Here is a 25,772-nt window from a genome sequence, read left to right as displayed (position 1 = left end):
CAGCCTAACCACCGCGGGTCAGCGCGTCGCGCACGTCACGGAGCACTTGGTCGACGTCGGTCGAGCTGGTGTGCACGACGACCGTGGCGCTGGCGCCGGCGGACGGGTCGGCGGTGGCCAGCGCGCGGGTCAGGGCGGCGTCGAACTCCGCGTCGACAGCGTCGGTCTCCTCCCGCAGCCAGCGGCGCAGCACGTGGTTGTGCGCCGTGATGACCGCGGCCGCGAGCAGTTCAGCGCGCAGCTCCCCGTCGGGCTCGTCGGCGGTCCAGGTGGCGATGTGCTCCCGGAAGAGCCGCAGGTAGCGCTGGGCGCTGGCGCTCTCGCGGTCCCGCAGCGCCGGGACCGTGCGGGTCAGCCGGTAGCGGGCCCGGGCGGTGGTCCCTTCGTCGAGGTAGTGGTCGAGCACGATGCGGGCCGCCTCGCGCAGCGCCACCTCACGAGTGGTGCCGGTGGCGGTGCCGAGTCGCGCCGCGACCCGGGGGAGGAGCTGCTCGTGGTCGGGGAAGACGACGTCCTCCTTGCCGCGGAAGTGGCGGAAGAACGTGGTGCGGCCGGTGCCGGCCCGGGCGGTGATCTCCTCGACGGTGGTCTCGTGGAAGCCGCGCTCCTCGAAGAGCGCGAACGCCGCGTCGACGAGGCGGGCACGGGTGGAGGTCGGCATGCGAGCCATCTTACGTTGCGCGGTACGTAGTACCATTAGTACGGTACGTCGTACCGCAACGTTCTCAGGAGACCCCTTCGATGTCCGAGCACCCCATGTTTGCCCTGTCCGAGGAACACCAGGCGATCCGCGAGGCCGTCCGCGCGGTCTGTGACGCCAAGGTCGCGCCGTACGCCGCGGAGGTCGACGAGAACGCCCGCTTCCCGCAGGAGGCGGCCGACGCGCTGCTGGCCGCCGACTTCCACGCCGCGCACGTCCCCGAGCAGTACGGCGGCGCCGGCGCCGACGCTCTGGCCACGGTCCTGATCATCGAGGAGGTGGCCCGCGCCTGCGTGTCGTCCTCGCTGATCCCGGCGGTCAACAAGCTCGGCTCGCTGCCGGTGCAGATCGGCGGTTCCGAGGAGCTCAAGGCGAAGTACCTCGGCAAGCTGGCCGCCGGGGAGGGTGGCTTCTCCTACTGCCTCTCCGAGCCCGACGCCGGGTCCGACGCGGCCAACCAGAAGACCCGCGCGGTGCGCGACGGCGACCACTGGGTGCTCAACGGCGTGAAGCGCTGGATCTCCAACGCCGGTGTCTCGGAGTACTACACGGTGCTCGCCGTGACCGACCCCGACAAGCGCACCAAGGGCATCACGGCGTTCGTCGTCGAGAAGTCCGACGAGGGAGTCTCGTTCGGCGCGCCGGAGAAGAAGCTCGGCATCAAGGGCTCGCCGACGACCGAGGTCTACTTCGACAACGTGCGCATCCCGGCCGACCGCATCATCGGTGAGGAGGGCCAGGGCTTCGAGATCGCCATGAAGACGCTCGACCACACCCGCATCACCATCGCGGCCCAGGCCGTCGGTGTCGCCCAGGGCGCCCTCGACTACGCGCTGGACTACGCCAAGGAGCGGATCCAGTTCGGCAAGCCGATCGCCGACCAGCAGGGACTCCAGTTCCTGCTCGCCGACATGGGCATGAAGGTCGAGGCCGCCCGTCAGATGACGTACGCCGCCGCCGGCCGCTCCGAGCGCGGTGACAAGGACCTCACGTTCTTCGGTGCCGCGGCCAAGTGCTTCGCCTCCGACGTCGCCATGCAGGTGACCACCGACGCCGTCCAGGTGCTCGGCGGCTACGGCTACACCCGCGACTACCCGGTCGAGCGGATGATGCGCGACGCCAAGATCACCCAGATCTACGAAGGCACCAACCAGGTGCAGCGCATCGTGATGGCCCGCCAGCTGCTCGCCGGCATCCAGTCGAACCTCTGACCCGTCACCCGAGTCGGCTGCCCGCGCCCACGATTGCCGCCGCGACGTCGCGGATCCGCTGACCGCGGGAGCGGGCGTGGGAGCGGATCCGCTCGAACGCCTCGTCGACCGAGATGCCGTGGTCGGCGGAGAGCACGCCCTTGGCCTGCTCGATCACGATCCTCGACTCGAGCGCGGCCTGGAGCTGGTCGGTGAGGCGGCGCTGCTCGTCGAACAGTGACGCGTTGATGAGGAACGACGTGGCCAGGTTGGCCAGCACGCGGGCGGCGACCAGGTCACTCTCCGACCACTGTCTCGGCGCGGCTGAGTAGAGGTTGACCGCGCCGACCGACCGTCCGGCGAGGCACATCGGCAGGCCGGCAACCGCACGCACGCCGATCGTGCCGGCCAGGGCGACGTACGTCGGCCAGCGGTGCGGCTCGGCGGCGAGGTCGGGTACGACCACGGTCCGTCCGCTGCGGTAGGCCGTGGCGCACGGACCGTCCTGCGAGCCCGCCTGCTGGCGCTCCAGGATGGCGAACTCCTCCGGGACCGCGGCCACGAACTCGAGTCGCCCGTCAGGCGCGGCGACCATGACACCACTCCCGGCCAGGCCGAAGAGCTGGGTCAGGCGCTCGGCCAGCTCGGCGAGAATGCTGTCGACGTCGTACGACGCCAGCAGTCGACTGCTGAACTCGGTGAGGGTGTTCAGGAACGACGTGTGGTCGTGCGGCACGTGATACCTCCTGTGGCTGGGAGGGTCTCTCAATCCCTTGTCCTGTACCCAATTCGGGCCATTCCTATTGCCGAGCGCCCCGGATTGGTGCTTGCATGTGACCTGCGTCACTCGGCGCAACCGTCCCAGACCCCGGCGGCCCTCGCATCGGCTCGCCCAGGTGGTTCGGATGGACACTTACGCAGTGGTTCGCCCCGAGTCGCGACCGGTAGGTCCGGTCGCCGGGGAGTCACCTTCGTCGCGCGCCGGGGTGGACGCGCGTTCGGTGGCGCCACGACCCCGGGTGACAGGGGAGTCCGGGCATCGGTGGCGCTACACCTCGGCCGTGCACGCAGCCCGGTCGCTCAGTTCGGGGCCGGCGGTCCGTGGGGGGCCGCCGGACCCGTCCTGAACGGGGCTCAGTCCTTGAGGCCGGTCTCGGTGCAGAGGTCGTTGGAGATGCCCTCGGTGTCGTCGTCCTTGATGTGCTCGAACATCTCCTTCGAGCGCTCGGCGTCCCAGTGGACGGCGAGGTCGGAGATCGGGACGCCGCAGGTCAGGCCGTTGTCGCCGTCGACCCGGGTCATCGCCCACGCGAAACGACCCAGGTCGATGGGGCCGGTGCCCTCACTGACCTTGACCGTGCGGGCGGCCGCCATGTTGAGCTTCCAGTAGCGGATCGGGTTGATCACCGACCACGGCGAGACGGCTTTCGACCCGACCGCGGAGACCACCTCGCGCTGGTGCTTGGCACGGGTGATGTCGCCGAACTGCGGGTCGGTCTTGCGGGAGCGCGCGTAGCCGAGGGCGGTGACGCCGTCGGCCTCCTGGCAGCCCTTCTCGATCTTGAGGTTGGCCTGCTTGTCCGTCATGTCCTTCGTGGGACAGATCTCGATGCCACCGACCGCGTCGACCACGTCGACGAACCCGCCGAAGCCGATCTCGACGTAGTGGTCGATCTTGATGCCGGTGTTGTGCTCGATGGTCTTGATCAGCAGTTTCGGTCCGCCGCCCTTGTAGGCGTCGGGGTTCGTGGTGCCGTTGATCTTCGCCGTGCCGTGGCCGGGGATCTCCACGAGGGAGTCGCGCGGGATCGACATCAGCAGGTTCGGGCCCTTGCCGGTGTGCAGCAGCATGATCGTGTCGGTGCGCTGGCCGACGTCGCCGCCGGTGCCGAGCTTCTTGCGCTCCTCCTTGGAGAGGTCCGCGCGGGAGTCGCTGCCGACCACGAGGTACGTCGTACCGTCCTGGTCGTCGGGGCGGTCACCGCTCGGGAAGGCGTCGACGGTCGAGATCTTGTTGAACGCGAAGATCGGCGTCGCGATCAGGAAGGCCAGCCACAGCAGCAGCAACAGCATCAGCCAGCGCAGCGGGCGGAACCGCGGTCGGCGTACGCCGAACCCGCGACCGCCTCCCGAGGGCGGCTGCTGGCCCGGTGGCGGTGCCAGGGGCCGGTTGGGCTGCGCCGTGTTCGGCTGCTGGCCGGGCGGCGGGGGTGTGCGGTACGGCTCTGCTGAGGGCATGACCTGCGTGTGCTCCGGGCCTGGGTCGGGAAGGTTCGCAGTGGGCGGGACCTGTCCTTGCGGGATGATCTGGGTGGCGTCGTCGTCTGACTGCGGACGGCTCTTGCCGTAGAGCCATTCGTACTCAGGGGTGCCCGGTTCGGGCCCTTGGGGGCGGTCAACCATGAGGCAGACGCTACCGGGCAGGGCGTCGGTCACCGCTAATCTGCTCGCCATGACCGTTCCCCTGCCCGACCAGCCAGCCAGTCGGCCGCCGACGTATTCCAGGGTGTCGCTGGCCGAGATGATGCACGGAACCTCCGCCAACCTGCTCGGCAACGTGCACGGCGGCGACATCATGAAGCTGGCCGACTCGACGGCGGGCGCGGCGGCCCAACGGCACAGCGGAGGCCCGGCGGTCACGGCCGCCCTGGACGAGATGGCCTTCCTCGAGCCCGTGCACGTGGGCGACATCGTGCGTACGACGGCGCAGGTCAACTGGGCGGGCCGTTCGTCGATGGAGATCGGCGTGCGGATCGAGGCGGAGCCGTGGTCCGACGCGTCCGGACACCCGCTGCACGTCGCCTCGGCGTACTTCGTCTTCGTGGCCATCGACGAGGCCGGCCACCCGCGCACCGTTCCGAGCATCGAGCCCACCACTCCCGACGAGGTACGGCGACTCCGCGAGGCCGAGATCCGTCGCGCGCACCGCCTGGCCAAGAAGCAGGAGATCGAGTCCGGAAGGAACGATTCGGCGCGTCGCACCACGATGTGACTGGTGTGACTGGTGATACTGGCTGACGTCACTGATTACTTCCCCGATCAGAGAGGCTCAGTCGATGCCACCCGCATCTTCCCCCGGGTTGCACGATCGCCAGAGCGGTAACGCCAGAGAGGCGGACCGTGCAGCGAAGGTGCGCTTCCGGCGCGCCATCACCTTGATGGTGATGACCCTGGTCGTGCCCGGCTCCGCGCAGCTCGTGGCCGGCAACAAGCGCATCGGCCGGATCGCGATCCGCATCTGGATGGGCCTCATCGCCACCAGCGTCCTGCTGTTCCTGATCACCCTGGTCTGGCACAAGTTCGCCTTCAAGATGGCCTTCAACCTCGGCGCCCTCGACCTGGTCCGACTGCTCATGATGGGCATCGCGATCGGCTGGGCCGCCCTGTTCGTCGACGCCTGGCGCCTCGGCCAGCCACTGACCCTGGTCAAGAACCAGCGGCTCATGGTGGTCGGCGTCAACGGCGTGCTCTGCTTCACCGTCGCCGGCACCCTGCTCTTCGGTGCCCACCTGGTCACCGTCCAGCGGGACTTCGCGGCGATGTTCGCCAACGGGAAGGTCAGCGACGCCGAGCACGGCCGCTACAACGTGCTCCTGATGGGTGGCGACTCCGGCGCCGGGCGCTGGGGCCTGCGCCCCGACTCCATGACGATCGCCAGCATCGACGAGGAGACCGGCCGCACCGTGCTGATCGGTCTTCCGCGCAACCTCGAGAACTTCAAGTTCAAGAAGGGGTCGGTGATGGACGAGCAGTTCCCCGACGGCTTCGACTGCGAGGGCTGCTACCTCAACGGCGTCAGCACCTGGGCCGGCGACCACACCGACCTGTTCGGCAAGTCGAAGTCTCCGGGCATCGACGCCACGATCATGGCGGTCGAGGGCATCACCGACCTCAAGATCAACTACTGGGCGATGGTGAACCTCCAGGGCTTCAAGGACCTCGTCGACGCGGTCGGTGGCGTGACCGTGACGGTCCGCGACCGAATCCCGGTCGGCGGCCTCGGCAGCGACGTCACCGGCTACATCGAGCCCGGCACCCGCAAGCTCAACGGCCACGACGCGCTCTGGTACGCCCGCTCCCGCGAGGGCTCGGACGACTACTCACGCATGGCCCGCCAGAAGTGCATGATGAACGCGATGGCCACCCAGGTCAGTCCGCAGAAGGTGGTCAGCAACTTCGGCGAGATCGCCGAGGCGGGCGGCTCGATGATCGAGACCAACCTTCCGCGCAGCGAGTTCGCGACGTTCATCGACCTCGCACTCAAGGCCAAGGACCAGAAGATCTCGTCGGTCTCGATCGTCCCGCCGGCGATCAATACGGCCGACCCCGACCTGGCCAAGATCAAGGCGATGGTCAAGAAGGGCATCGACAAGGCCGAGGGCAAGGCCGGCAAGCCGGGCAAGGCCAGGAAGAACGCCTCCACCAACGGCGCCGCGATCGGCACCCGCGACGAGGGCTACGCCGCCAACGCCTCCGAGGACCTCGCCGCTGCCTGCTAATCCGACTTCCCCCTCTAGGGTGGTCGCCGTGCCGACCCCATCCCACGCCCGACGCATCGTTGCGGTCGTCGTGACGTTCAACCGGTTGTCGCTGCTCCAGGGACTCCTCGAGCGCCTGCGTCGTACGCCGGACGTCACCGAGATCGTCGTCGTCGACAACGCGTCGACCGACGGTACGGGTGAGTGGCTGGCCGGCCAGGACGCCGACGGTGCCGTCCCCTTGCGGGCGGTCACGCTGGGCGACAACCGCGGCGGTGCGGGCGGGTTCCACGAGGGCATGCGGATCGGCCTCGAGCGTGACGCCGACCTGCTCTGGCTGATGGACGACGACGGCATGCCTGACGACGACTGCCTGGCCCTGCTCCTCGAGCACGACGGCACCCTCGACTTCTGGGGGCCGGTGGTGGTCGACCAGGACGACGCCGAACGGCTCGTCTTCCCGATCCGCCTGCCCGGGGGCACCACGGTGGTGCACGACCTGGCCGACGTACGCGCCGCGGCCACTGACGGGCGCATCGACGACATCGTCATCCCGTTCAACGGCGTGCTGGTCACCCGTGACCTGGCCGAGCGGATCGGCCTGCCGCGTGCCGAGTTCTTCATCTGGGGCGACGACCACGAGTACCGCCTGCGCGCCGAGAAGGCCGGCGCCCGCATCGCCACGGTCGTGGACGCCACGGTGCGTCACCCCTCGGTCGGCAGTCTCGGTACGCCGATGATGTTCGGCCGCACGACGTACAACCACTCGCCGTCCGACCTGAAGCACTACTGCATGGCCCGCAACAACGTGGTCAACCTGCGCACCTACCGCGGCCTGCCGCACGTGCTCGCCTTCATCGTGAAGACCGTGTGGTTCTACGCCTTCACCCGCCCCTCCCCGAAGCGGCTCGCGCTGAGCGCCCGGGGCATCGGCGCCGGGCTGCGCAACGACTTCACCGGCCACGGGAGGTTCCTGGCATGAGTGAGCGCATCGCGGTCGTGATCGTCACCTACAACCGGGCCGACCTGCTGGGCGGCATGCTCGACGGGCTGGCCGCCCAGACCCGGGCGCCCGACGCGGTCTTCGTGATCGACAACGCCAGCGCCGACCACACCCGCCAGGTGCTCGACCGCGACGACCTCCCGCTGCAGGTCACCCACAGCGACGACAACCTCGGCGGAGCCGGCGGCTTCCACCTCGGCGTCAAGCAGGCGTACGACGCCGGGTTCGACCGCATCTGGCTGATGGACGACGACGTCGTGCCCGCGCCCGACTGCCTGGCCGTCCTGGCCGCCCACGAGGGCCCGTGCCTGATGGCAGTGCGCGAGGACCTCGCCGGCAACCTCGTCGAGAAGTCGGCGATGCACTTCGACCTGAGGAACCCTTTGCGGATCCGGCCGAAGACGGCCAGCGTCGACCAGGCCTACGCCTCGCGGGCCGACCTGCCGGCGGAGGTGCCGATCGAGGTGGTCGCCTTCGAGGGCTTCATGGTGCACCGTCGGGTGATCGACGAGATCGGCCTGCCCGACCCGTCGTACTTCATCTTCTACGACGACGCCGACTTCGCGATCCGCGCCCGGCGGGCCGGGTTCACGATCCTCGCGCTGCGCGACGCCGTGCTCGTGCGCCAGCTCGACTTCAACCAGCAGCACGCCCTGGACACGTGGAAGGGGTTCTACATGTTCCGCAACCTCTTCGTCGTCCACTTCCGGTACGGCGAGAACGCGCTCGTGCGACTCAAGCCGTGGCTGATCGTGATCGCCGTGCTGCTGCTCAGCCCGCTCCGCGGTGGCCGTGCGGAGGCTGCCAACGTGATCAAGGCCATCCGGTCGGCGCGCCACATGCGGCAGCCACCCGGGGCCGTACCGCCCGCTCGCTAGACTGACCGCCGCACCAATTGCTGAGGAGACCCCCTTGTCTGACCCCGACCTCGTCGTCGTCGGTTCCGGATTCTTCGGGCTGACCATCGCCGAACGCTGCGCCAACGAGCTGGGCCTCAAGGTGCTCGTGCTCGAGCGACGGCACCACCTGGGCGGCAACGCCTACTCGGAGGCCGACCCCGAGACCGGTATCGAGATGCACGTCTACGGCGCGCACCTCTTCCACACCTCCAACGAGAAGGTCTGGGAGTACGTCAACCGGTTCACCAGCTTCACGAACTACCAGCACCGCGTGTTCGGCCAGTACGACGGCCAGGTCTACTCGCTGCCGATGAACCTGGCGCTGATCAACTCGTTCTTCGGCAAGATGCACACTCCCGACGAGGCGCGCGCGCTGATCGCCGAGCAGGCCAGCGAGTTCGACACCGCCGAGGCCGGCAACTTCGAGGAGAAGGCGATCTCGCTGATCGGGCGCCCGCTCTACGAGGCGTTCATCAAGGGCTACACCGCCAAGCAGTGGCAGACCGACCCCACCAAGCTGAGCGCGGACATCATCACCAGGCTCCCGGTGCGCTACAACTTCGACAACCGCTGGTTCAACGACAAGTACGAAGGCCTGCCGGTCGACGGCTACACCGCCTGGCTGACCAAGATGGCCGAGCACCCCAACATCGAGGTCCGGCTCGAGACGGACTTCTTCGCGGTCGCCGACGAGTTCAAGGGCAAGGTGCCGATCGTCTACACCGGCCCCGTCGACGAGTACTTCGACAACTCCGAGGGCCGCCTCTCGTGGCGCACCGTCGACCTCGAGGCCGAGGTCAAGGAGGTCGACGACTTCCAGGGCTGCGCGGTGATGAACTACAACGACCAGGACGTGCCCTGGACCCGCATCCACGAGTTCAAGCACTTCCACCCCGAGCGCACCTACATCTCGGGCAAGACGGTGATCGTCCACGAGTACAGCCGCTTCGCTGAGGACGACGACGAGCCGTACTACCCGATCAACACCGCGGAGGACCGCGAGAAGCTGCTGAAGTACCGCGAGCTCGCGAAGAAGGAGCCGATGGTGCTGTTCGGTGGCCGCCTCGGCACCTACAAGTACCTCGACATGCACATGGCGATCGGGTCCGCGCTGTCGATGTTCGAGAACAAGCTCAAGCCGCACTTCGCCGAGGGTGTCGCGCTCACGAGCGGAGGAGTCGACGAATGACCGTCACCCGCCTGCTGCAACGCCAGATCCTCCCGATCGACCGCGACACCGACGTCTTCCCCCTGTACGTCGACCTCGAGGAGGCCGTCCTCGACGCAGACCGCCACGACGTGGGCGGCAACCGGGCGGCCAAGGACCTCAACAACGCCGCGATCCGGCAGTCGACCTCCACCGGGCGCAAGCTGCACCCCGACCAGATCGAGTCGCGCACGGCCCTGCGGGTCGAGCCGACCCAGGTGCTCTCGTTCGGGACCTACTTCAACGCGTTCCCGGCTGCCTACTGGCGCCGCCACACGGTCGTCACCGACGTCACGCTCACCGTGAAGGTGTCCGGCCGGGACTCAACGGTGATCGTCCACAAGTCGATGGCCAAGGGTCACTCGCAGCGGGTCGACACGGCCACCGTCGAGGGCGATTCCGGCACGTTCACGTTCGACCTGACCCTCAAGCCCTTCGTCGACGGCGGCTGGTACTGGTACGACGTCGTCGCCGGTGACGACGGCTGCACGGTCGACAGTGCCGAGTGGACCGCCGAGGTCCCCGACGACCGCGCCGACCACGGCACCGCCGACATCTGCATCACCACGATGAACCGGCCCGACTTCTGCGCCAAGCTGCTCACCCAGATCGGCGAGGACCCCGCGCTGGCGCCCTACCTCGACACCGTCATGGTGATGGAGCAGGGCACCCAGCCGGTCACCGAGTCCGAGTTCTTCGTCGACGCCGAGAAGGCGCTGGGGGAGCGGCTCCGGGTCATCGTCCAGGGCAACCTGGGCGGCTCCGGCGGCTACGCTCGCGGCCAGCTCGAGAGCCTGCGCAAGGGCACCGCGACGTACGCCCTGATGATGGACGACGACGTCGTGTGCGAGCCCGAGGGCGTGATCCGCGCCGTCACGTTCGGCGACCTCGCCAAGACCCCGACCATCGTCGGTGGCCACATGTTCAACATCTACAACCGCACCCAGCTGCACTCGTTCGGCGAGATCGTGCAGCCGTGGCGGTTCTGGTGGCAGACCCGGCTCGACGGCTACGCCCAGTGGGACTTCGGGGCCCGCAACCTGCGCTCGGCCCGCTGGTTGCACAAGCGTGCCGACGTCGACTTCAACGGCTGGTTCATGTGCCTGATCCCGCGGGTGGTCCTGGAGGAGATCGGGCTGTCCCTGCCGATCTTCATCAAGTGGGACGACTCCGAGTTCGGCCTGCGGGCCAAGGACGCCGGCTTCCCGACGGTCTCGTTCCCGGGTGCCGCCGTGTGGCACGTGCCGTGGAGCGACAAGAACGACGGCGTCGACTGGCAGTCCTACTTCCACCACCGCAACCGCATCATCGCGGCGCTCCTGCACTCGCCGTACGAGCGGGGCGGGCGCATGGTCCGTGAGAGCTTCAACCACCAGGTCAAGCACCTCGCGTCGTTGCAGTACTCCACCGCCGAGCTGCGCCACCTGGCCATGGAGGACGTCCTCGCGGGGCCGCATGCGCTGCACGGTGAGCTGGCCACGAAGCTGGGCGACGTCAACGCCTTCCGCAAGCAGTTCAGCGACGCACAGCTGCATGCCGACCGTGACGCGCTGCCTCCGGTGCGACGCAAGAAGCCGCCGAAGAAGGGGAAGTCCGACATGGACATCCCCGGCCGGTTGAGCACGCTGATCACGGCCGGGCTGGCCCCGATCCGTCAGCTGCGGCCGGTGCGCGAGATGTCGAAGGACTTCCCCGAGACCGAGCTGACCGCCATGGACTCGGCCTGGTACAACCTCGTCAAGTACGACTCGGCCGTGGTCTCCATGAACGACGGGACCTCGGTGGCGCTCTACAAGCGTGACCCCGAGAAGTACCGCGACCTCCTCAAGCGCACGATCGCGATCCACCGTCGCTTCCACAACGAGTGGCCCCAGCTGGCGGCGCAGTACCGCGACGCCCTCAAGGAGATCACCTCGCCCGAGACCTGGGAGCAGACCTTCGGGATCGCTCCCGAGGACGACAGGTGAGCGCCACCCGCACTGTCGACGCCCCACTCGTTCCGCCGTCCGGCGGCCAGGGGCTCGGCGAGGTCTTCCGGCGCCGCTACCTGCTGCGGCTCCTCGTACGCCGGGAGATCAGCGCGCGCTACCAGGGGTCGTTCCTGGGGTTCCTGTGGTCCTACATCAACCCGTTGTCCCAGTTCTTCATCTACTGGTTCGTGATCGGCCTGGTGATGGGCCTGCACAAGGACGTCCAGAACTTCGCGATCCACATGTTCACCGGCATCATCGTGGTGCACTTCTTCACCGAGACGTTCAACGCCGGCACGCGCTCGATCGTGCGCAACAAGGCCTTGGTCAAGAAGATGGCCATGCCACGCGAGATGTTCCCGGTCGCCTCGATGCTGGTCTCCGGCTTCCATGTCCTGCCACAGCTGGTGATCCTGCTGGGGGTCTGCCTGCTCTACGGGTGGACGCCGACCGTGCTGGGCATGTGCGCACTGGTCCTCGCCCTGCTGGTCATCGCCATCCTGGGCACCGCCCTGGCGCTGCTGTTCAGCGCGGCCAACGTGTTCTTCCGCGACTTCGGCCAGTTGGTCACCATCCTGACCAACTTCGTGCGCTTCGGCGTGCCGATGATCTACCCCTACAGCATGGTCCACGAGCGGTTCCACGGGCACACGGAGATCTACCTGGCCAACCCCATCGCCCAGGCCGTGCTGCTCATGCAGCGCGCGTTCTGGGTGGGCACGACCGACGACCCGGACAAGACGATCGTCGAGCACATGCCCGACCACCTGTTCACCCGGGGGCTCATCAGTGTGGGCGTCTGCCTCGTGCTGCTGGCCATCGCCCAGTGGGTCTTCTCCCGCCTCGAGAACAAGATCCCGGAGCGCCTCTGATGTCCGAAGCCATCGTCGTCGACGAGGTCAGCAAGTCCTTCACCATGCAGTACCACCGCACGATGAAGCAGATGGCCGTGGCCATGACCAAGGGCCAGGACCTCCGCGAGCAGTTCCTCGCGCTCGACAAGGTGTCCTTCACCGTCGAGCAGGGAGAGTCCATCGGGCTGATGGGCCTCAACGGCTCGGGCAAGAGCACGCTGCTCAAGCTGGTCAACGGCATCATGCGACCCGACTCGGGCTCGGTGCTCACCCGTGGCCGCATCGCCGGCCTGATCGCCACCGGAGCCGGGTTCCACCCGCAGCTCTCCGGGCGCGAGAACATCTACCTCAACGCAGCGGTGCTGGGCATGAGCGAGGCCGAGACCAAGCGCAAGTTCGACGACATCGTCGAGTTCGCCCAGGTCGGCAAGTTCCTCGACACCGAGGTGGGCCACTACAGCTCGGGCATGTTCGCCCGGCTCGGGTTCGCGGTGGCTGTGCACGTCGACTCCGACATCTTCCTCGTGGACGAGGTGCTCGCGGTGGGGGACAAGCCGTTCAAGAAGAAGTGCATCGAGAAGATGCAGGAGATCCGCGCCGAGGGCCGCACGATGTTCTACGTGAGCCACGCGCCCGGCTCGGTCCGCAAGATGTGTGACCGGGTGATCGTGCTCGAGAACGGTCGCGTCGGCTTCGACGGCGACGTCGTCCAGGGCATCCGCTACCTGAAGTACGACTCCTCCGACGAGGGCCTGCCCGAGGACGAGCAGACCGACGACGAGCTGGGCTCCGACGTCTGAGTTCGAGGGCGTGAAGCCCCTCTCGACTTGACATTTCTTCAAGTCATCGGCGTGTCGACTGGAAATTACACGTTTGTAGTTACTCAGAAACCCTTGCGGTGACCCATGTGACTGGTGTGAAACTTGGTACTCGTGTGAATCTTCCCCCGCACTGGAGTACCCAAATATGCGCCCCAACAAGGCTCGTTTCGTCACCGCCTGCCAGCAGATCCTGGCTCTCGGTGCGGTAGTCGCCGTCCTGGCTCCCGCCGCCAATGTCATCTCCCTCGACGTCGTCGGGACCCGTCCGGGCACCCAGGCGCAGGAGGCTCCCGAGGTGGCCGCAGAGGCGCCCTCGACGGCCCTGCCGGGTGGCAACGCCCAGCCGGCCCGGGCCGCCGACGAGGGCGGGGCCGGTGCCGACGAGGAGGAGGCGGAGGTCGAGACCGCGCCGGTCGAGCCCGTCGTCAACGAGTTCGAGATGGCCGCCGCGACGACGGAGCCCGAGGCGGACCAGCCCGAGGCAGAGCAGCCCGAGGCGGACCAGCCCGAGGCGGACCAGCCCGAGGCGGGTGCACCGAAGACGCAGGCACCCGAGCGCTCGGTGGCCCCCCGCAAGGCGGCCACCGCTGGTCCGACCGAGATCCTCAGCGACATCGAGGAGGTCACCGGGTACGGCGCGGTCGGTGTCACGTGGGGCAATGGCGAACAGGTCGACGAGGACCAGATCGCTGTCTCGGTGCGCACCCGCACCGACGGCGTCTGGTCGGCGTGGATCCCCATCGACTACCACGACGACCACGCGCCCGAGGCGAGCAGCCCCGAGGCCACCAAGGAGCGTCCCGGCACCGACGCGATGCTGGTCGGCGAGGTCGACGAGGTCCAGGCCAGGGCCGTGCTGGCCGACGGCGTCTCCGCCCCGGCCGACATGAAGCTCGCCGTCATCGCGCCGGGCACCGGCACCACCGAGGTGGAGCAGCCCGCGATCGACACCGCCAAGCTCGGGCAGGGCGAGTCCGAGGCCAGCGAGCCCGGCAACGGCGGGGACGGCGCGGAGTTCGACTCGAGCGAGGGCAAGCTCGCCATGCAGGCGACGACGTACACGCGCAAGCCCAAGATCTACTCCCGGGCCCAGTGGGGCGCCAACGAGCGGATGCGTGACGCCAGTTCGCTGCGCTACTACGAGGTGCACGCCGGCTTCGTCCACCACACGGTGAACGCCAACAACTACACGCGTGAGCAGGTGCCGGGCATCATCCGCAGCATCTACGCGTACCACACGCAGAGCCGCGGCTGGAGCGACGTGGGCTACAACTTCCTGGTCGACAAGTTCGGTCGCATCTGGGAAGGCCGGTACGGCGGCGTCGACCGCCCCGTCGTCGGCGCCCACACCCTCGGCTACAACGACTACTCGTTCGCGATGTCGGCGATCGGCAACTTCGACATCGCCCGTCCGCCGGCCGTGATGATCGACGCCTACGCGCGCCTCTTCGCGTGGAAGCTGTCGCTGCACGGCATCGACGCGTCCAGCACCAGCCAGCGGGTCGGCTCGAGCACTTTCAAGGCGATCAACGGCCACCGCGACGCCGGCTCGACGGCGTGCCCCGGCAGGTACCTCTACGCCCAGATCCCGGCGATCAGGACCAAGGCCGCGCAGTACCAGGCCGACTGGAGCGGCCGGAACCTGGTCACCAACGTGGTGAGCACGGCCTATCCCGACATCCTCCTCCGCAGGGCTTCGGACAAGGTGGGATTCGCCCTGCCGACACAGGGCTACCTGCGCTGGAAGGCCGCCGTCACGTCCTCCACCGGCTGGTCCCGGTACGACGCCGTGGTGGCCACGCCGGACGTGACCGGTGACGGCCTGTCCGACGTGATCGTGCGCAACGGCACGACCAGGGTCACCTCGATCCGTCCGGGTGACGGCAAGGGAGGCTTCGGCGCCGCGACCGGGTCGATGTCGACGGTCGGTTCGATGGACCAGATCACCGCGGTCGGCGACGTCCACCGCAACGGCTTCAACGACTTCGTGGCCCGTGACCCGAAGACCGGCTACCTGCACCTCTACCGCGGCACCTCGAAGCACACCTTCAGCCGGGTCGTGGCGAGCACGTCATGGGGCAACTACGTCAAGACGATCGGCGCCGGCGACACCAACCGCGACGGGTTCGCCGATGTCTACAGCATCGACAAGGCGGGTGTCCTGTGGTTCCACGCCGGCACCGGCACGAAGTCGTTCAAGGCGCCCGTGCGGATGGCCGGAGCCTGGGCCGGGTTCGACCTGGTCACCGGCACCGGCGACTTCACCGGCGACGGCATCGGCGACCTCTACGCGCGCAGCAAGAGCAGCCATCTCGCCTACGTCTTCCCGGGCAGGGGCAACGGCACCTTCGGCCACTGGCTCGGCCCGTTCGGCCGGATCGGCACCATGACGCCGGCCGGAGCCGCGGACGTGATCGGCACCAAGTCGCCCGACGTGCTCGCGCTCAGCGGCGACACCCTCAAGGTGATCCCCCACAACGGCACCCAGAACACCAGCGGCCTGGTGCGTACGACGGTCAAGGGTTTCGCCGCCGCCAACGCCTTGCTCAACGTGGGCGACTGGGACCGTGACGGCCATGGCGACATGGTGATCCGCAACGCCTCCACCGCGAAGCTGGAGCTGATCCGCGGACTGGGTGGCAACAGGTTCGCCGAGCCCGTCGTGATCGGCACGGGCTGGTCCAGGGTGGGCCTGCTCTCGGCAGTCGGCGACACCACCGGCGACGGGTTCCCGGACCTCATGGGCCAGCCCTCGGGTGCCGCCATGCGGATCTACCCGGGTGCCGGCAAGGGATTCCGGCGCAGCTACGTCGCCCGCGGGGCGATCAGCGCGTTGCGCCAGGTCGGCATCGGCCGCTGGGATGCCGACGGAGCGCCGGACAACCTGTTCCGGGTCGGCAGCAAGATCGTCAAGTACACCGGCAACGGTCCGGGCGGGCTCTCCGGTTCGCCGGTGACGCTGAACACCGTCAGCCTCACGCCGTACGACTGGGTGATCAGCCCCGGTGACATCGACCGGGACGGTCGGCCCGACCTCGTGGTCCGCCGCAAGTCCGACGCGACCCTGTGGGTCCTGTCGGGCCGCCCGGGTGGCTTCGGAACGCCGAAGTTCCTGGCCGAGGGCATGAAGGGCTTCGACCTGGCGGGCTGAGTGAGGGCAGGACCGGGTCAGACCACCCAGCGCGCCGTCGCGCGTTCGTCCGCAACCCGACGTTCGATCCGGTCGGGGTCGGGGTTGCGGATCCAGATTCCTGAGCCGCCACTGACAAGTGGCGCCAGGAGACCGGCGAGTCCCCGTGGGGAAGCGGGGTTCGCCGTGGTCAGCAGGCGCCCGCCGGCGACGTAGTCAGGGACTTCGTCGCCGGCGGGCGTCAGCACGTCCTGCTGGGTCCGTCCGGCCAGGGCCGGGTCGTCGGGGGTGGGCGGGTCCCACGGGATGAACGAGTCCGGCTGCGACCACACCTCGGCGCCGAAGTCGTGGACGCCCTCGGGCAACGGGTCGCGGAATCGGACACCCAGCGGCAGCAGGGCCGAGGCGAGGACGGTGCCGGAGTCGGCGTACCTCTCGAGCCCGTCGGGTCCGCAGACCGTGAGGTCGGCCGGCTGCTCAGGGTCGAACGACACGACCAGGCCCGCGTTCCAGGCCGCACCGACGAAGACCGGTGCCAGCCAGTGCGTCGGCAGGTCGACGAGCACGGTGTCCCCGCGCTCGAGGTCGAACTCCTCGACGAACAGGCTGGAGGTCTTCGCCACCCAGTTGGCGTACGTCGCCACCGACAGCTCCACCCGCTCGCCGGTCGCGTCGTCGTAGAACGTCACCAGAGGCCGGCCGGGGTCGGCCCGGAGCAGGTCGGCGAGCAGGGCGGGGAAGGTGGCGGCCATGCGCACAGCCTAGGAGGCGCCACCTTAGGCTGTTCCCATGACTGAGCTTCCCCCTCCCGAGGCCGTGATCGTCGCCGGCGGGTTCGGCACCCGGCTGCTGCCTCTCACCGCACGGCGCCCCAAGCACCTGCTCGACGTGGGCGGGGTCCCGTTCCTCGAGCACCAGATCGCCCGTCTCGCCGAGGCGGGGGTCGAGCACATCGTGCTGGCCACGTCGTACCAGGCCGACATGTTCGCGCCGGTGCTCGGCGACGGCAGCCGGTGGGGCGTGCGGCTCGACTACGTGCTCGAGGAGGAGCCGCTCGGCACCGGCGGCGCGATCCGCAACGTCGCCGGCGCGCTCACCGACGACCCGAACGGCGCGGTCATCATCCTCAACGGCGACGTCCTCTCGGGGCACGACCTTGCCGGTCAGCTGGCCGACTTCCGGGCCGGCCGCAACGGTCGCCGGGTCGACGTCTCGCTCCACCTCGTCGAGGTGGAGGACGCGCGCGCGTTCGGCTGCGTGCCGACCGACGAGGAGGGCCGGGTGCTCGACTTCGTCGAGAAGTCCGACCATCCGGTGACCAACCAGGTCAACGCCGGCTGCTACATCTTCCGCCGCGACATCATCGACACCATCGCGCCCGACACCGTCGTCTCGGTCGAGAGGGAGACCTTCCCCGGCCTGGTCGCGGACGGTCGCCTGGTGGTCGGCTTCGTCGAGACCGCCTACTGGCGTGACGTCGGCACGCCGGCGGCCCTGGTCGCGGCCTCGCGCGACGTCGTGCTCGGCACCGCCCCCACGCCCGCCGTCGACGCCGTGGAGTCCGGCGCCCGGGTCGACCCGTCGGCGTCGGTCGCGGGCACGGCGACCGTCGGCGGCGGCTCCGTCGTGATGGCCGACGTCGTCATCGAGGACGCCGCGGAGATCAGCGGCAGCGTGCTCATGACCGGGGCCAGGATCGGCGCGGGTGCGCGCATCACGGACTCGGTGGTCGGCCCGGGGGCGGTCGTGGGCGAGAAGGCCGTGCTCACGGAGGCCACCCTCGGCGACGACGCCACCATCGGTGCCTCGGTCACCCTGCCCGCCGGGGAACGCGTCGACTGCGGTGAGGCACGCGAGGGCTGAGCACGGCCCACACACCACAGGTCCACACACCACGAACGAGCCGGGCCCGAACTGATCATCAGTTCGGGCCCGGCTCGTCGTTCGACTGGCATCACATGCCGTTCGGCTCCGGGGAGTCGAAGTAGTCGTACTCGGTCATGAAGTCGTAGAGCGCCTCACCCGAGACCTTGGGGCAGTACTGCCAGACGCCGACCTGCTTGGACCCGTCGGCGTCCGCGCCGCCCTTCGACCAGTGCGTGATCGAGACGTGCGTGCCGTCGGGGAACGCCTTGCCGTCGGACTTCAGCCAGGGCACCGCCTTGAACTTCAGCCGCTGGTTGTTGGTGCCCTTGAGCTTGCGCGCGATGGCCTGGAGCTCGGTCATCTGCTCGTCGTCGTCGGCGATCGTCTCGTCGTACCAGATGATCGTGTAGCCGTGCTCGAGGTTGTGCACGAGCATCTCGACCCGGGGACGGTCGTCCTTGGTGTAGAGCTTGCGGTCCGGGGTGTCCGGGACCTCCTCGTGCTTGCCGAAGGCCGGGGGCGCGTCCTTGTAGTCGATGTCGGTGCCCGCCGGGACGTGCTCCTGCTCACCGGTCGCCTTCTTGGTGATGATGTCCTGGCACGAGCTGGCAGGCGCACCGATGCCGGAGATGTCGACGTTCTTGAACTCCCGCAGGTCCCACCAGTTCTTGATCGGCCGGTAGGCGGCCAGTCCGATGATCACGACCGCGATGAGCACGCAGACGCCGACGATCACCAGGCCCTGGCGCTTGTCGGCGCGCTTCTGCTGGTTGCGGAGCTGGTCGGCGACTTCGCGTCGGCTGACCTTCTTGGAATTGGCCACGAATCAGGCTTCTCTCACGGTCGTGTGGGGAGTACGTCGGCAGAGTCTACGGACAGTCCGGTTGAAAGGTGATGTCGACGGTCGCCCCGGCGTCGACGGGCGTGGTCGTGACCGACCAGCCGAACGCGAACGCCAGGGTCTGCAGCCGCGCGAGCTCGTCGTCGTACGGCGCGCTGAGCCCGGTCGAGACGGTGCCGGGGCCGACCTCGACGTCCACCGTGTGGCCGAGCACCTCGGCAACCGCGGAGGCCAGGTCCACTGCCGGGGCAGGGCTGCCGAACACCTCGGCGCCGGTGCCGGCCAGGGCACGGACGACGGCTTCGCGGGACCCGTAACCGAAGAGGTCGGTGCCGTCCTCGCGGATCAGCGCGCTTGCCCCGGTGCCGTGGTCGCCCGCCGCGAGCACCAGGTCGGCGCGTCCGCGGACCACTGCGAAGGGACGGGCCGCGAGCTTGCCGCCGGCGAGCTCCGCGGCGCCGGCGAGCTCGTCCGCGACCGCGGGCGCGGTGACGGCCAGCGGGTTGCCGTAGGAGTCGGTCCGCCCGGCGAAGTCCTCGAGCACGAGGAGTCCGGCGGCGCCGATGGCGATGTCGCTCTGGCCGTTGCGCCAGGCCCGTCCGGCCGTGTCGGTGACCAGCACGGCCACGTTGACGCCGCGACGCTCCGCGATCGCCTCGCGCACCTGGCGGGCGGTGCGGTCCGGGTCCTCGGGGAGCAGCAGGTAGTCGCCGGCCGTGACGTTGGACGCGTCGATCCCGGCGGCGGCCATGGTCAGGCCGAGATGGTTGCGCACGATCGTGGTCGGCGTACGCCGGGCGACCACGCGCACGGTCTCGCCGGCCAGGGCCTCCTCCCGGTCCCCGGTGCGTCGTCGTCCCTCGGCCTTGCTGACCACCTTGCTGGTGATGGTGACGACGTCGCCGTCGACGAGGTCGCACGATGCGAGGACCAGCTCGGCCAGGTCGTCTCCCTCGACCACCTCACCGACGCCCTCGGGTGCGGTGACGACCAGTGGGGTGCTCACCGCACCAGGTCGATCGCGGACGCGGCCATCGCGGCGGTCGCCTCGGGCGAGGTCATCATCAGGGGTACGGCGGCGCAGGCGAGGCCGAGTGCCCGGATCCGCTCGACCTGGTCTGTGTCGCGTTCGTCGACCAGCCAGCCGTCGAGGACTCCGCCGCGGCTGCGTGCCCCGTAGTGGCCGGCCACGCCGGCGGCACTGACCTCGACGCCGATCGCGGTGAGGACCTGCTCGGCCATCCCGCGCACGTGCGTGTCGCCGACGATGGGGGAGAGACCCACGACCGGCGCGGTGGTCTCGAGCAGGGCCTCGCGGATGCCGGGCACGCCGAGGATCGTGCCGACCGAGACGACCGGGTTCGACGGCGGCACGATCACCAGGTCGGCGCCGGTGATCGCCTCGACGACGCCGGGCGCGGGGGAGGAGTCCTCGAGCCCGACGAAGACCAGCTGCTCGGCGGGGACCTCGGCGCGCAACCGCACCCAGTACTCCTGGAAGTGCACCACCCGCTTGCCCGAGGGAGCCTCGTCGTCGGCGATCGCGACGTGGGTCTCGACACGGTCGTCGGTCATCGGGATCAACGTCACACCCGGTTGCCAGCGCTCGCACAGCGCCCGGGTGACCGCGGAGAGCGGGTAGCCGGCCTCGAGCATCTGGGTGCGCACGAGGTGGGTCGCGATGTCGCGGTCGCCGAGGCCGAACCACGTCGGCTCGACGCCGTACGTCGCGAGCTCCTCCTTGACGCTCCAGGTCTCCTCGCGCCGGCCCCAGCCGCGCTCGAGGTCGATGCCGTCCCCGAGCGTGTACATCACGGTGTCGAGGTCGGGACAGACCTTGAGGCCGTGGATCCAGAGGTCGTCGGCGGTGTTGGCGACCACCGTGACGGTGGACTCAGGGGGCAGTGGCACACTTCCGGTGGCGATGCCGTGCAGGAGGCCCTGGAGGAACCGGGCGCCGCCCATGCCGCCGGAGAGCACAGTGATCGAAGACATGTGCCTACCTTGCCCGATCGGGCACAAGTTCGTCCCGCCGGGGGTTTATAGCAGATCCGGGCTTGACTTCCTTGTACGACAGGCATGTAATTCCAGTAGTGTTCTTCACGCAAAGCCAGGGTCGAAAGGGGAATGCAATGCGAGAGCTTTTTCTCCTTGACGGGGACGACGCGGAAGAGTTCGGTTGGCAGGAACGGGCACTCTGTGCCCAGACCGATCCGGAGGCGTTCTTTCCTGAAAAGGGTGGGTCCACCAGAGAAGCCAAGAAGGTCTGTCTGACCTGCGACGTCCGAGGCGACTGCCTCGAGTACGCGCTCATGAACGACGAACGCTTCGGCATCTGGGGCGGCTTGTCCGAGCGCGAGCGCCGCAAGCTCAAGAAGCGGGCGGTCTGACCACCCGCAGGGCAGATGGCCGGATATTGCGCGGCGGCGACTAGGGTTGTCCGCCGTGACGGTCACTGCTCTGCTGGTCAGCCATGACGGCGCGCGTTGGTTGCCGGCGGTGCTGGCTGGTCTCGACGACCAGCAGCGCCGCCCGGACCACGTGCTCGCCGTCGACACCGGAAGTACCGACGACTCCCTGGACCTGATCACCGCGGCGTTCGGCCCCGACGCGGTGACAGTGCAACCGGGCTCCTTCCCGGACGCGGTTGCGGCGGCACTGCCCCGCATCGACACCGAGTGGGTCTGGCTGCTGCACGACGACGCGCGTCCCGAGCCGGAGGCGCTCGGCGAGCTGCTCGAGGCTGCCTCCGCCCATGGCGCCGACATCGTCGGGCCCAAGCTCCGCGAGTGGCCCTCCCTGCGACGCCTGCTCGAGATCGGCGTCACCATCTCCGGTGCCGGTCGACGTGAGACCGGCCTCGAACGCGGTGAGTACGACCAGGGCCAGCACGAGAAGGTCCGCGAGGTGCTCGCGGTCAACACCGCCGGCATGCTGGTCCGTCGCTCCCTTCTCGAGGAACTGCGCGGCTTCGACCCCGAGCTCCCGGTCTTCGGCAACGACATCGACTTCGGCTGGCGTGCCGCCCGCGCCGGGCACAAGACCGTGGTCGCGCCCGGGGCCGTGGTGTTCCACGCCGAGGCCGCCACCCGGGGACTGCGCACCACGCCGGCCACCGGACGACGTCCGCACCAGGCTGAGCGCATCGCCGCGCTCTACACGTTGCTGGTCAACTGCGCCGGAAGGGCAGTGCCCGTCAAGGTCGTACGCCTCGTCCTCGGCACGTGCCTGCGTGCCCTCGGCTTCCTGCTGTCCCGGTCACCGGGCATGGCACGCGACGAGTTCGGCGCGCTGTTCGCCGTACTCGGCAGGCCGGGCCGGATCCGCGCCGGACGTGCCGCCCGGCGTGGCCTCGGCGACCCGCGCAGCGACCGCCTCAAGCGGCTGCTCGCCCCGTGGTGGCTGCCCTACAGGCACGGCATCGACTTCGCCGGCGACGTGGCCTCGGCCGTCGCCAACCAGGGGCGAGACGCCGCCGACCGGCGTAGGGCCGCCCGGCTCGAGTCCTCGGGCCACGTACCCATGCGCCGACCGGACGACGGTGAGGACGAGCTCGCCGACGACAGCGGGCTGTTGGTCCGTTTCGTCACCAGCCCGGTCGCGATCCTCACCGCCGTCCTGTTGCTGCTCAGCCTGTGGGGTGCCCGCGAGGCGCTGCACGGCATCAGCGGTGGAGCACTCTCCCCGGCCCCGGAAGGCGCCGGTGACTGGTGGCGTCTGGTCACCGAGGGCTGGCACCAGATCGGACAGGGCACCGATGCGCCGACCCCGGCGTACCTCCTGCCGATGGCGCTGGTCGGGAGCATCCTCCTCGGCAGTGCGACCGCCGCCGTCTCGCTGCTCTTCCTTGCTGCCGTCCCGATGGCCGCCTGGGGCGCCTGGCGCTTCGGCACCGTCGTCGCTGAACTCGGCTCGGGGCAGCCCGCCTCACGCTGGATCGTCGGCTGGGCCGCGCTGGCCTACGCCGCCGTACCCGTGGCCAGCGGGGCCTGGGGGCAGGGGCGGTTCGGCGTGCTGGCCTCGGCCGCACTGCTGCCGTGGCTGGCCCACGCGGCCCTGGGGCTGGCCGACCCGTCGGCCGACCGCCGCTGGCGCGCAGGCTGGCGCTCGAGCCTCCTGCTCGCCCTGCTCACCGCCTTCACGCCCTCGGCCTGGCTCTTCGTGGTCGTGCTCGTGGTGGTCGGCGCGGCCCTGCTCATGGTGGTCGCCCGCGACCTGATCACGGAGCGCTCCGTGTGGGGCCCGCTGCTGGCCCTGGTGCTGACGCCGCCGGTGCTCCTGCTCCCCGGCGCGATCGGGATCCTCGGCCACGACGTCTCCGCGTTGTTCCTCGAGGCCGGTCGGGTCGTCGCCCAACCGGCTGCCGGAGACCTCGCGGCCGGGCGCTTCGGCGACGTGTCGGCACCTCACTGGATCGGTCTGGCCCTCCTCGTTCCCGCGGTGCTGGCCGTGCTCCGGCCCCGCACGCGCGTCGCGGTGGCCGCCTGCTGGGTGCTCGTCGCCCTCGGGGCGGTGCTCGCCGCCCTGCTCAGCCACGTCTCTATCGAGCTGCCCGCCGGTTCCGCACGTCCGGGCACCGGCTTCCTCCTCCTGGTCATCCAGGCTGCGCTCATCGTTGCGGTGATGGTGGCCGGCCACGGGCTGCGCCAGACCTTCACCGGGGCCAGCTTCGGCTGGCAGCAGCCGCTGGCCGGCCTGATGGCCGTGGTCGCCGTGCTGGTGCCTCTCGGTGGGCTCCTGTGGTGGATCGCCGGCGGCGACAACCAGCTCGAGCGACCGGGGGAGTCCGAGGTGCCGGCGTACATGGCACAGGCGGCCCAGGAGGGCGCCGGCCACGGCGTGCTCATGCTGCACGGGTCGGCCGAGTCGGGTCTCACCTGGCGCGTGCACCGCGGCGACGGGGTCACGCTCGGCCAGGACGAGATCCTTGCCCTCACCGGCCCCGACGCCGGCTTCGACTCCGAGATCCGGCAGCTGGTCTCCGAGCCCGATGCCGACCTGGTCGCCGGCCTGCCGGCGCGCGGCGTCGACTACATCGTGATGCCGGCCCCGGCCGACAGCCAGGTGGCCGCGACGCTCGATGCCGCCACCGGGCTCACCCAGGCCAGCAGCTCCGACCGGAGCACGCGGGCCTGGCAGTTCGACGAGCCTGCGGAGGCCGATGCCATCGACGGCGACGGACCCTGGTGGCATCCGTGGGTGCTGGTCCTGCAAGGCGTCGCCATTCTCGTGGTCGGTGTGCTCTGCGGCCCGGCTCGGAGGGACAGGTCATGACCAACACACCGAGCAAGGGCCGTCGCGTCGCGACACAGCAGGCCGTACGCAAGGGAGGGGTGCCGCCGACCCTGGTGGTTGCCCTCGTCGCGATCCTGGCCTCCGCCGGGGCACTCGCGATCCAGCAGCCGACCGAGGACCCCGAGCAGCGCGCCGTCGTCGCCCCGGCCACCCGACCCCTGACCAGCTTGAGCATCCTGTGCCCGGCCGCGGTGCAGGGGAGTCCCGACCTCGTGATCGGTCAGGGCGTCGAGGGTGGCACGGCCGATGACGGCACCCTGGTCAGCCGCGCGGCCGAGGGCGACAAGTCAGAGGACCTCGACCTGGCGCCGGGTGGAGCCGGACCCGTCGACGCAAGCCGTGACGCGGTCGTGGTGACCGGCACCGGAACCCGAGCCCCCGGACTCTTCGGTGCCCGCTTCGGCGGGCCCGGCCGTCCGGCTGCGGGCCAGTGCGCCGAGCCCTCGGGCGAGCGTTGGTTCGTGGGCGTGGGCGCCGCCGGGGGGCTGCACGAGTCGAAGCTGCTCCTGGCCAACCCCGACACCGGACCGGCGGTGGCCGACCTCAGCCTGTGGAGCACGACCGGTGAGCTGATCGACGTGGCCTCCCGCGGGCTGACGGTGCCCGGTCACGGCAGCACGGTCATCGACCTCGCCGAGCTGGCCCCGAACCGCGACGAGCTGGCCGTGCAGGTCACCGTCTCCCGCGGACGGGTCGCAGCCTCGGTCTCCGACGACTACACCCCGCTCGAGGGAGACCCGGTCTCCGAGTGGCTCCCGCCGACCGCGGCACCCGCCACCACCCAGCTGGTGCCCGGCCTTCCGCGGACGATGGACGAGCCGAAGCTCGTGCTGGCGAACCCCGGCGCTGATGCCGGCCGGGTCACCCTGCAGGTCGTCGGCGAACGGAGCACGTTCACGCCGAGCGGGCTCAAGGAGATCAGCGTCGGATCGGGCGAGGTCGTCGTCGCCGACCTGCCGCCGAAGCTGGTCAAGCAGCTGGCCGAGGAGAACGCTTCACTCCGGATCACCTCGACCGTGCCGGTCAGCGGCTCCTTGCGCGCGGTCGTCTCTGGTGACCTGGTCCATCTGCCCGCCGTCGAGGAGCTCACCGGAGACAGTGCCACGGCGCTGCCCGGCGGCGCCGGCAGCGTCCTGACCCTGACCCCGACCGACAAGGCGGGCCAGGCGCGGGTCGAGTTCCCGGGGCAGGATCGCGACCCAGAGACCGTGCGGCTCACGCCGGGAACCACCACGACGGTGCCGATCCCGGCCGAGGCCCGTGCGGTCGTCGTCCGCGGCACCACGGCGTACGTCGGCTCGGTTCGCACCATCACCCCCAAGGGGGCGAGCGTGCTGCCCTTGCAGGCACTGGACGTCGAGCAGCTGATCCCCGACGTACGCCCCGAGTGGCCGTAGGCTCGATCCCCAGCTGATGCTCGTTGCCGTAGTGCGGTCACACGCGGTTGGTGTGTTCGGCGATCGACAGGGCGAAGTGTTGTTCGAGGTGTGTGCCGTCGATGAGGGCGTCACCGAGTGT

21 protein-coding genes are annotated in these 25,772 nt (G+C 69.6%); 14 read left to right on the top strand and 7 right to left on the bottom strand.

Annotated features, from left to right (window positions below; translation table 11 throughout):
- Nucleotides 1-4: 4 nt before the first annotated feature.
- Nucleotides 5-661: a TetR/AcrR family transcriptional regulator gene (locus ASD66_RS02440; protein WP_200949836.1), complete on the bottom strand. Its 657-nt coding sequence runs from the start codon at nucleotides 659-661 to the stop codon at nucleotides 5-7.
- An 80-nt stretch (nucleotides 662-741) separates the two neighbouring features.
- Between ASD66_RS02440 and ASD66_RS02435 the strand changes: the two genes are divergently transcribed.
- Entirely contained in the window at nucleotides 742-1,911 is a 1,170-nt protein-coding gene (locus ASD66_RS02435) for an acyl-CoA dehydrogenase family protein (RefSeq protein WP_056681555.1), read from the top strand.
- 4 nt (nucleotides 1,912-1,915) lie between these two features.
- Here ASD66_RS02435 and ASD66_RS02430 read toward each other — a convergent pair whose 3' ends face one another.
- Together ASD66_RS02430 and ASD66_RS02425 are read right to left on the bottom strand one after the other, a co-directional pair.
- A complete protein-coding gene (locus tag ASD66_RS02430; protein WP_056889936.1) occupies nucleotides 1,916-2,626 on the bottom strand; it encodes a GAF and ANTAR domain-containing protein in 711 nt (236 codons plus the stop codon).
- A gap of 398 nt (nucleotides 2,627-3,024) precedes the next feature.
- On the bottom strand, nucleotides 3,025-4,293 hold the full coding sequence (locus tag ASD66_RS02425) for an LCP family protein (RefSeq protein WP_056890543.1): 1,269 nt from the start codon (nucleotides 4,291-4,293) through the stop codon (nucleotides 3,025-3,027).
- A gap of 49 nt (nucleotides 4,294-4,342) precedes the next feature.
- On the opposite strand from ASD66_RS02425, the gene ASD66_RS02420 reads away from it, so the two are divergent.
- From ASD66_RS02420 to ASD66_RS02380, 9 genes are all read left to right on the top strand, one after another.
- Complete coding sequence (locus tag ASD66_RS02420; RefSeq protein ID WP_056681553.1) at nucleotides 4,343-4,882, top strand: acyl-CoA thioesterase; 540 nt, start codon at nucleotides 4,343-4,345, stop codon at nucleotides 4,880-4,882.
- A gap of 172 nt (nucleotides 4,883-5,054) precedes the next feature.
- Nucleotides 5,055-6,389 carry an LCP family protein gene (locus tag ASD66_RS02415; protein WP_235529936.1) on the top strand — a complete coding sequence of 445 codons (1,335 nt, stop codon included), beginning with the start codon at nucleotides 5,055-5,057 and terminating at the stop codon, nucleotides 6,387-6,389.
- 28 nt (nucleotides 6,390-6,417) lie between these two features.
- Nucleotides 6,418-7,350 carry a glycosyltransferase gene (locus ASD66_RS02410; RefSeq protein WP_056890542.1) on the top strand — a complete coding sequence of 311 codons (933 nt, stop codon included), beginning with the start codon at nucleotides 6,418-6,420 and terminating at the stop codon, nucleotides 7,348-7,350.
- On the top strand, nucleotides 7,347-8,249 hold the full coding sequence (locus tag ASD66_RS02405) for a glycosyltransferase family 2 protein (protein ID WP_056889934.1): 903 nt from the start codon (nucleotides 7,347-7,349) through the stop codon (nucleotides 8,247-8,249). Before ASD66_RS02410 ends, ASD66_RS02405 begins: the two co-directional genes overlap by 4 nt.
- 34 nt (nucleotides 8,250-8,283) lie before the next feature.
- Nucleotides 8,284-9,459 (top strand): UDP-galactopyranose mutase, encoded by a 1,176-nt coding sequence (gene glf / locus ASD66_RS02400; RefSeq protein ID WP_200949835.1) that lies wholly within the window; start codon nucleotides 8,284-8,286, stop codon nucleotides 9,457-9,459.
- Nucleotides 9,456-11,444 (top strand): glycosyltransferase, encoded by a 1,989-nt coding sequence (locus ASD66_RS02395; RefSeq protein ID WP_056889932.1) that lies wholly within the window; start codon nucleotides 9,456-9,458, stop codon nucleotides 11,442-11,444. The genes glf and ASD66_RS02395 overlap by 4 nt, the downstream gene beginning before the upstream one ends.
- Nucleotides 11,441-12,319: an ABC transporter permease gene (locus ASD66_RS02390; RefSeq protein ID WP_056681548.1), complete on the top strand. Its 879-nt coding sequence runs from the start codon at nucleotides 11,441-11,443 to the stop codon at nucleotides 12,317-12,319. The genes ASD66_RS02395 and ASD66_RS02390 overlap by 4 nt, the downstream gene beginning before the upstream one ends.
- The gene (locus ASD66_RS02385; protein WP_056889931.1) at nucleotides 12,319-13,101 is read left to right on the top strand and encodes an ABC transporter ATP-binding protein; all 783 of its coding nucleotides are present in this window, start codon (nucleotides 12,319-12,321) and stop codon (nucleotides 13,099-13,101) included. Before ASD66_RS02390 ends, ASD66_RS02385 begins: the two co-directional genes overlap by 1 nt.
- 166 nt (nucleotides 13,102-13,267) lie before the next feature.
- On the top strand, nucleotides 13,268-16,273 hold the full coding sequence (locus ASD66_RS02380; protein ID WP_056889930.1) for an FG-GAP-like repeat-containing protein: 3,006 nt from the start codon (nucleotides 13,268-13,270) through the stop codon (nucleotides 16,271-16,273).
- A 17-nt stretch (nucleotides 16,274-16,290) separates the two neighbouring features.
- Here ASD66_RS02380 and ASD66_RS02375 read toward each other — a convergent pair whose 3' ends face one another.
- Nucleotides 16,291-17,004, bottom strand: coding sequence for a TIGR03089 family protein (locus ASD66_RS02375; protein WP_056889929.1), 714 nt, complete (start codon nucleotides 17,002-17,004; stop codon nucleotides 16,291-16,293).
- Between the two features lie 37 nt (nucleotides 17,005-17,041).
- On the opposite strand from ASD66_RS02375, the gene ASD66_RS02370 reads away from it, so the two are divergent.
- Nucleotides 17,042-18,115 carry a sugar phosphate nucleotidyltransferase gene (locus ASD66_RS02370; RefSeq protein ID WP_056889928.1) on the top strand — a complete coding sequence of 358 codons (1,074 nt, stop codon included), beginning with the start codon at nucleotides 17,042-17,044 and terminating at the stop codon, nucleotides 18,113-18,115.
- A gap of 91 nt (nucleotides 18,116-18,206) precedes the next feature.
- On the opposite strand, the gene ASD66_RS02365 is transcribed toward ASD66_RS02370, so the two are convergent.
- The 3 genes from ASD66_RS02365 to cofD are packed head-to-tail and all read right to left on the bottom strand — an operon-like array spanning nucleotide 18,207 to nucleotide 20,954.
- Entirely contained in the window at nucleotides 18,207-18,941 is a 735-nt protein-coding gene (locus ASD66_RS02365; protein ID WP_056681543.1) for a DUF3105 domain-containing protein, read from the bottom strand.
- Between the two features lie 46 nt (nucleotides 18,942-18,987).
- Entirely contained in the window at nucleotides 18,988-19,965 is a 978-nt protein-coding gene (gene cofE, locus ASD66_RS02360; protein WP_056889927.1) for a coenzyme F420-0:L-glutamate ligase, read from the bottom strand.
- Nucleotides 19,962-20,954, bottom strand: coding sequence for a 2-phospho-L-lactate transferase (cofD, locus tag ASD66_RS02355; protein WP_056889926.1), 993 nt, complete (start codon nucleotides 20,952-20,954; stop codon nucleotides 19,962-19,964). Before cofD ends, cofE begins: the two co-directional genes overlap by 4 nt.
- Before the next feature lie 137 nt (nucleotides 20,955-21,091).
- Here cofD and ASD66_RS02350 point away from each other — a divergent pair, with 137 nt between their 5' ends.
- Genes ASD66_RS02350 through ASD66_RS02340 form a run of 3 tightly spaced genes read left to right on the top strand, consistent with a single transcriptional unit; the run spans nucleotide 21,092 to nucleotide 25,651 of the window.
- Entirely contained in the window at nucleotides 21,092-21,349 is a 258-nt protein-coding gene (locus ASD66_RS02350; RefSeq protein ID WP_056681540.1) for a WhiB family transcriptional regulator, read from the top strand.
- Nucleotides 21,350-21,404: 55 nt separating this feature from the next.
- Nucleotides 21,405-24,233 carry a glycosyltransferase family 2 protein gene (locus ASD66_RS02345; protein ID WP_056889925.1) on the top strand — a complete coding sequence of 943 codons (2,829 nt, stop codon included), beginning with the start codon at nucleotides 21,405-21,407 and terminating at the stop codon, nucleotides 24,231-24,233.
- On the top strand, nucleotides 24,230-25,651 hold the full coding sequence (locus ASD66_RS02340; RefSeq protein WP_056889924.1) for a DUF5719 family protein: 1,422 nt from the start codon (nucleotides 24,230-24,232) through the stop codon (nucleotides 25,649-25,651). The genes ASD66_RS02345 and ASD66_RS02340 overlap by 4 nt, the downstream gene beginning before the upstream one ends.
- The last annotated feature ends 121 nt before the right edge of the window (nucleotides 25,652-25,772 follow it).

The organism is Nocardioides sp. Root151 (assembly GCF_001427925.1).
In the GTDB taxonomy this organism is placed as follows: domain Bacteria; phylum Actinomycetota; class Actinomycetes; order Propionibacteriales; family Nocardioidaceae; genus Nocardioides.
The sequence above is the reverse complement of the archived record's forward strand: the minus strand, read 5'-3'. Positions and strand labels throughout refer to the sequence as shown.

What these genes read in the sequence shown, in the direction of transcription:
- ASD66_RS02395 (WP_056889932.1), top strand. Translation starts at nt 9,456, where the DNA reads ATGACCGTCACCCGCCTGCTGCAACGCCAGATCCTCCCGATCGACCGC.
- cofD (WP_056889926.1), bottom strand. Translation starts at nt 20,954, where the DNA reads ATGTCTTCGATCACTGTGCTCTCCGGCGGCATGGGCGGCGCCCGGTTC.
- ASD66_RS02380 (WP_056889930.1), top strand. Translation starts at nt 13,268, where the DNA reads ATGCGCCCCAACAAGGCTCGTTTCGTCACCGCCTGCCAGCAGATCCTG.
- ASD66_RS02370 (WP_056889928.1), top strand. Translation starts at nt 17,042, where the DNA reads ATGACTGAGCTTCCCCCTCCCGAGGCCGTGATCGTCGCCGGCGGGTTC.
- ASD66_RS02340 (WP_056889924.1), top strand. Translation starts at nt 24,230, where the DNA reads ATGACCAACACACCGAGCAAGGGCCGTCGCGTCGCGACACAGCAGGCC.
- ASD66_RS02435 (WP_056681555.1), top strand. Translation starts at nt 742, where the DNA reads ATGTCCGAGCACCCCATGTTTGCCCTGTCCGAGGAACACCAGGCGATC.
- ASD66_RS02375 (WP_056889929.1), bottom strand. Translation starts at nt 17,004, where the DNA reads ATGGCCGCCACCTTCCCCGCCCTGCTCGCCGACCTGCTCCGGGCCGAC.
- ASD66_RS02425 (WP_056890543.1), bottom strand. Translation starts at nt 4,293, where the DNA reads ATGGTTGACCGCCCCCAAGGGCCCGAACCGGGCACCCCTGAGTACGAA.
- ASD66_RS02440 (WP_200949836.1), bottom strand. Translation starts at nt 661, where the DNA reads ATGCCGACCTCCACCCGTGCCCGCCTCGTCGACGCGGCGTTCGCGCTC.
- ASD66_RS02415 (WP_235529936.1), top strand. Translation starts at nt 5,055, where the DNA reads ATGACCCTGGTCGTGCCCGGCTCCGCGCAGCTCGTGGCCGGCAACAAG.
- ASD66_RS02385 (WP_056889931.1), top strand. Translation starts at nt 12,319, where the DNA reads ATGTCCGAAGCCATCGTCGTCGACGAGGTCAGCAAGTCCTTCACCATG.
- ASD66_RS02405 (WP_056889934.1), top strand. Translation starts at nt 7,347, where the DNA reads ATGAGTGAGCGCATCGCGGTCGTGATCGTCACCTACAACCGGGCCGAC.
- ASD66_RS02350 (WP_056681540.1), top strand. Translation starts at nt 21,092, where the DNA reads ATGCGAGAGCTTTTTCTCCTTGACGGGGACGACGCGGAAGAGTTCGGT.
- ASD66_RS02420 (WP_056681553.1), top strand. Translation starts at nt 4,343, where the DNA reads ATGACCGTTCCCCTGCCCGACCAGCCAGCCAGTCGGCCGCCGACGTAT.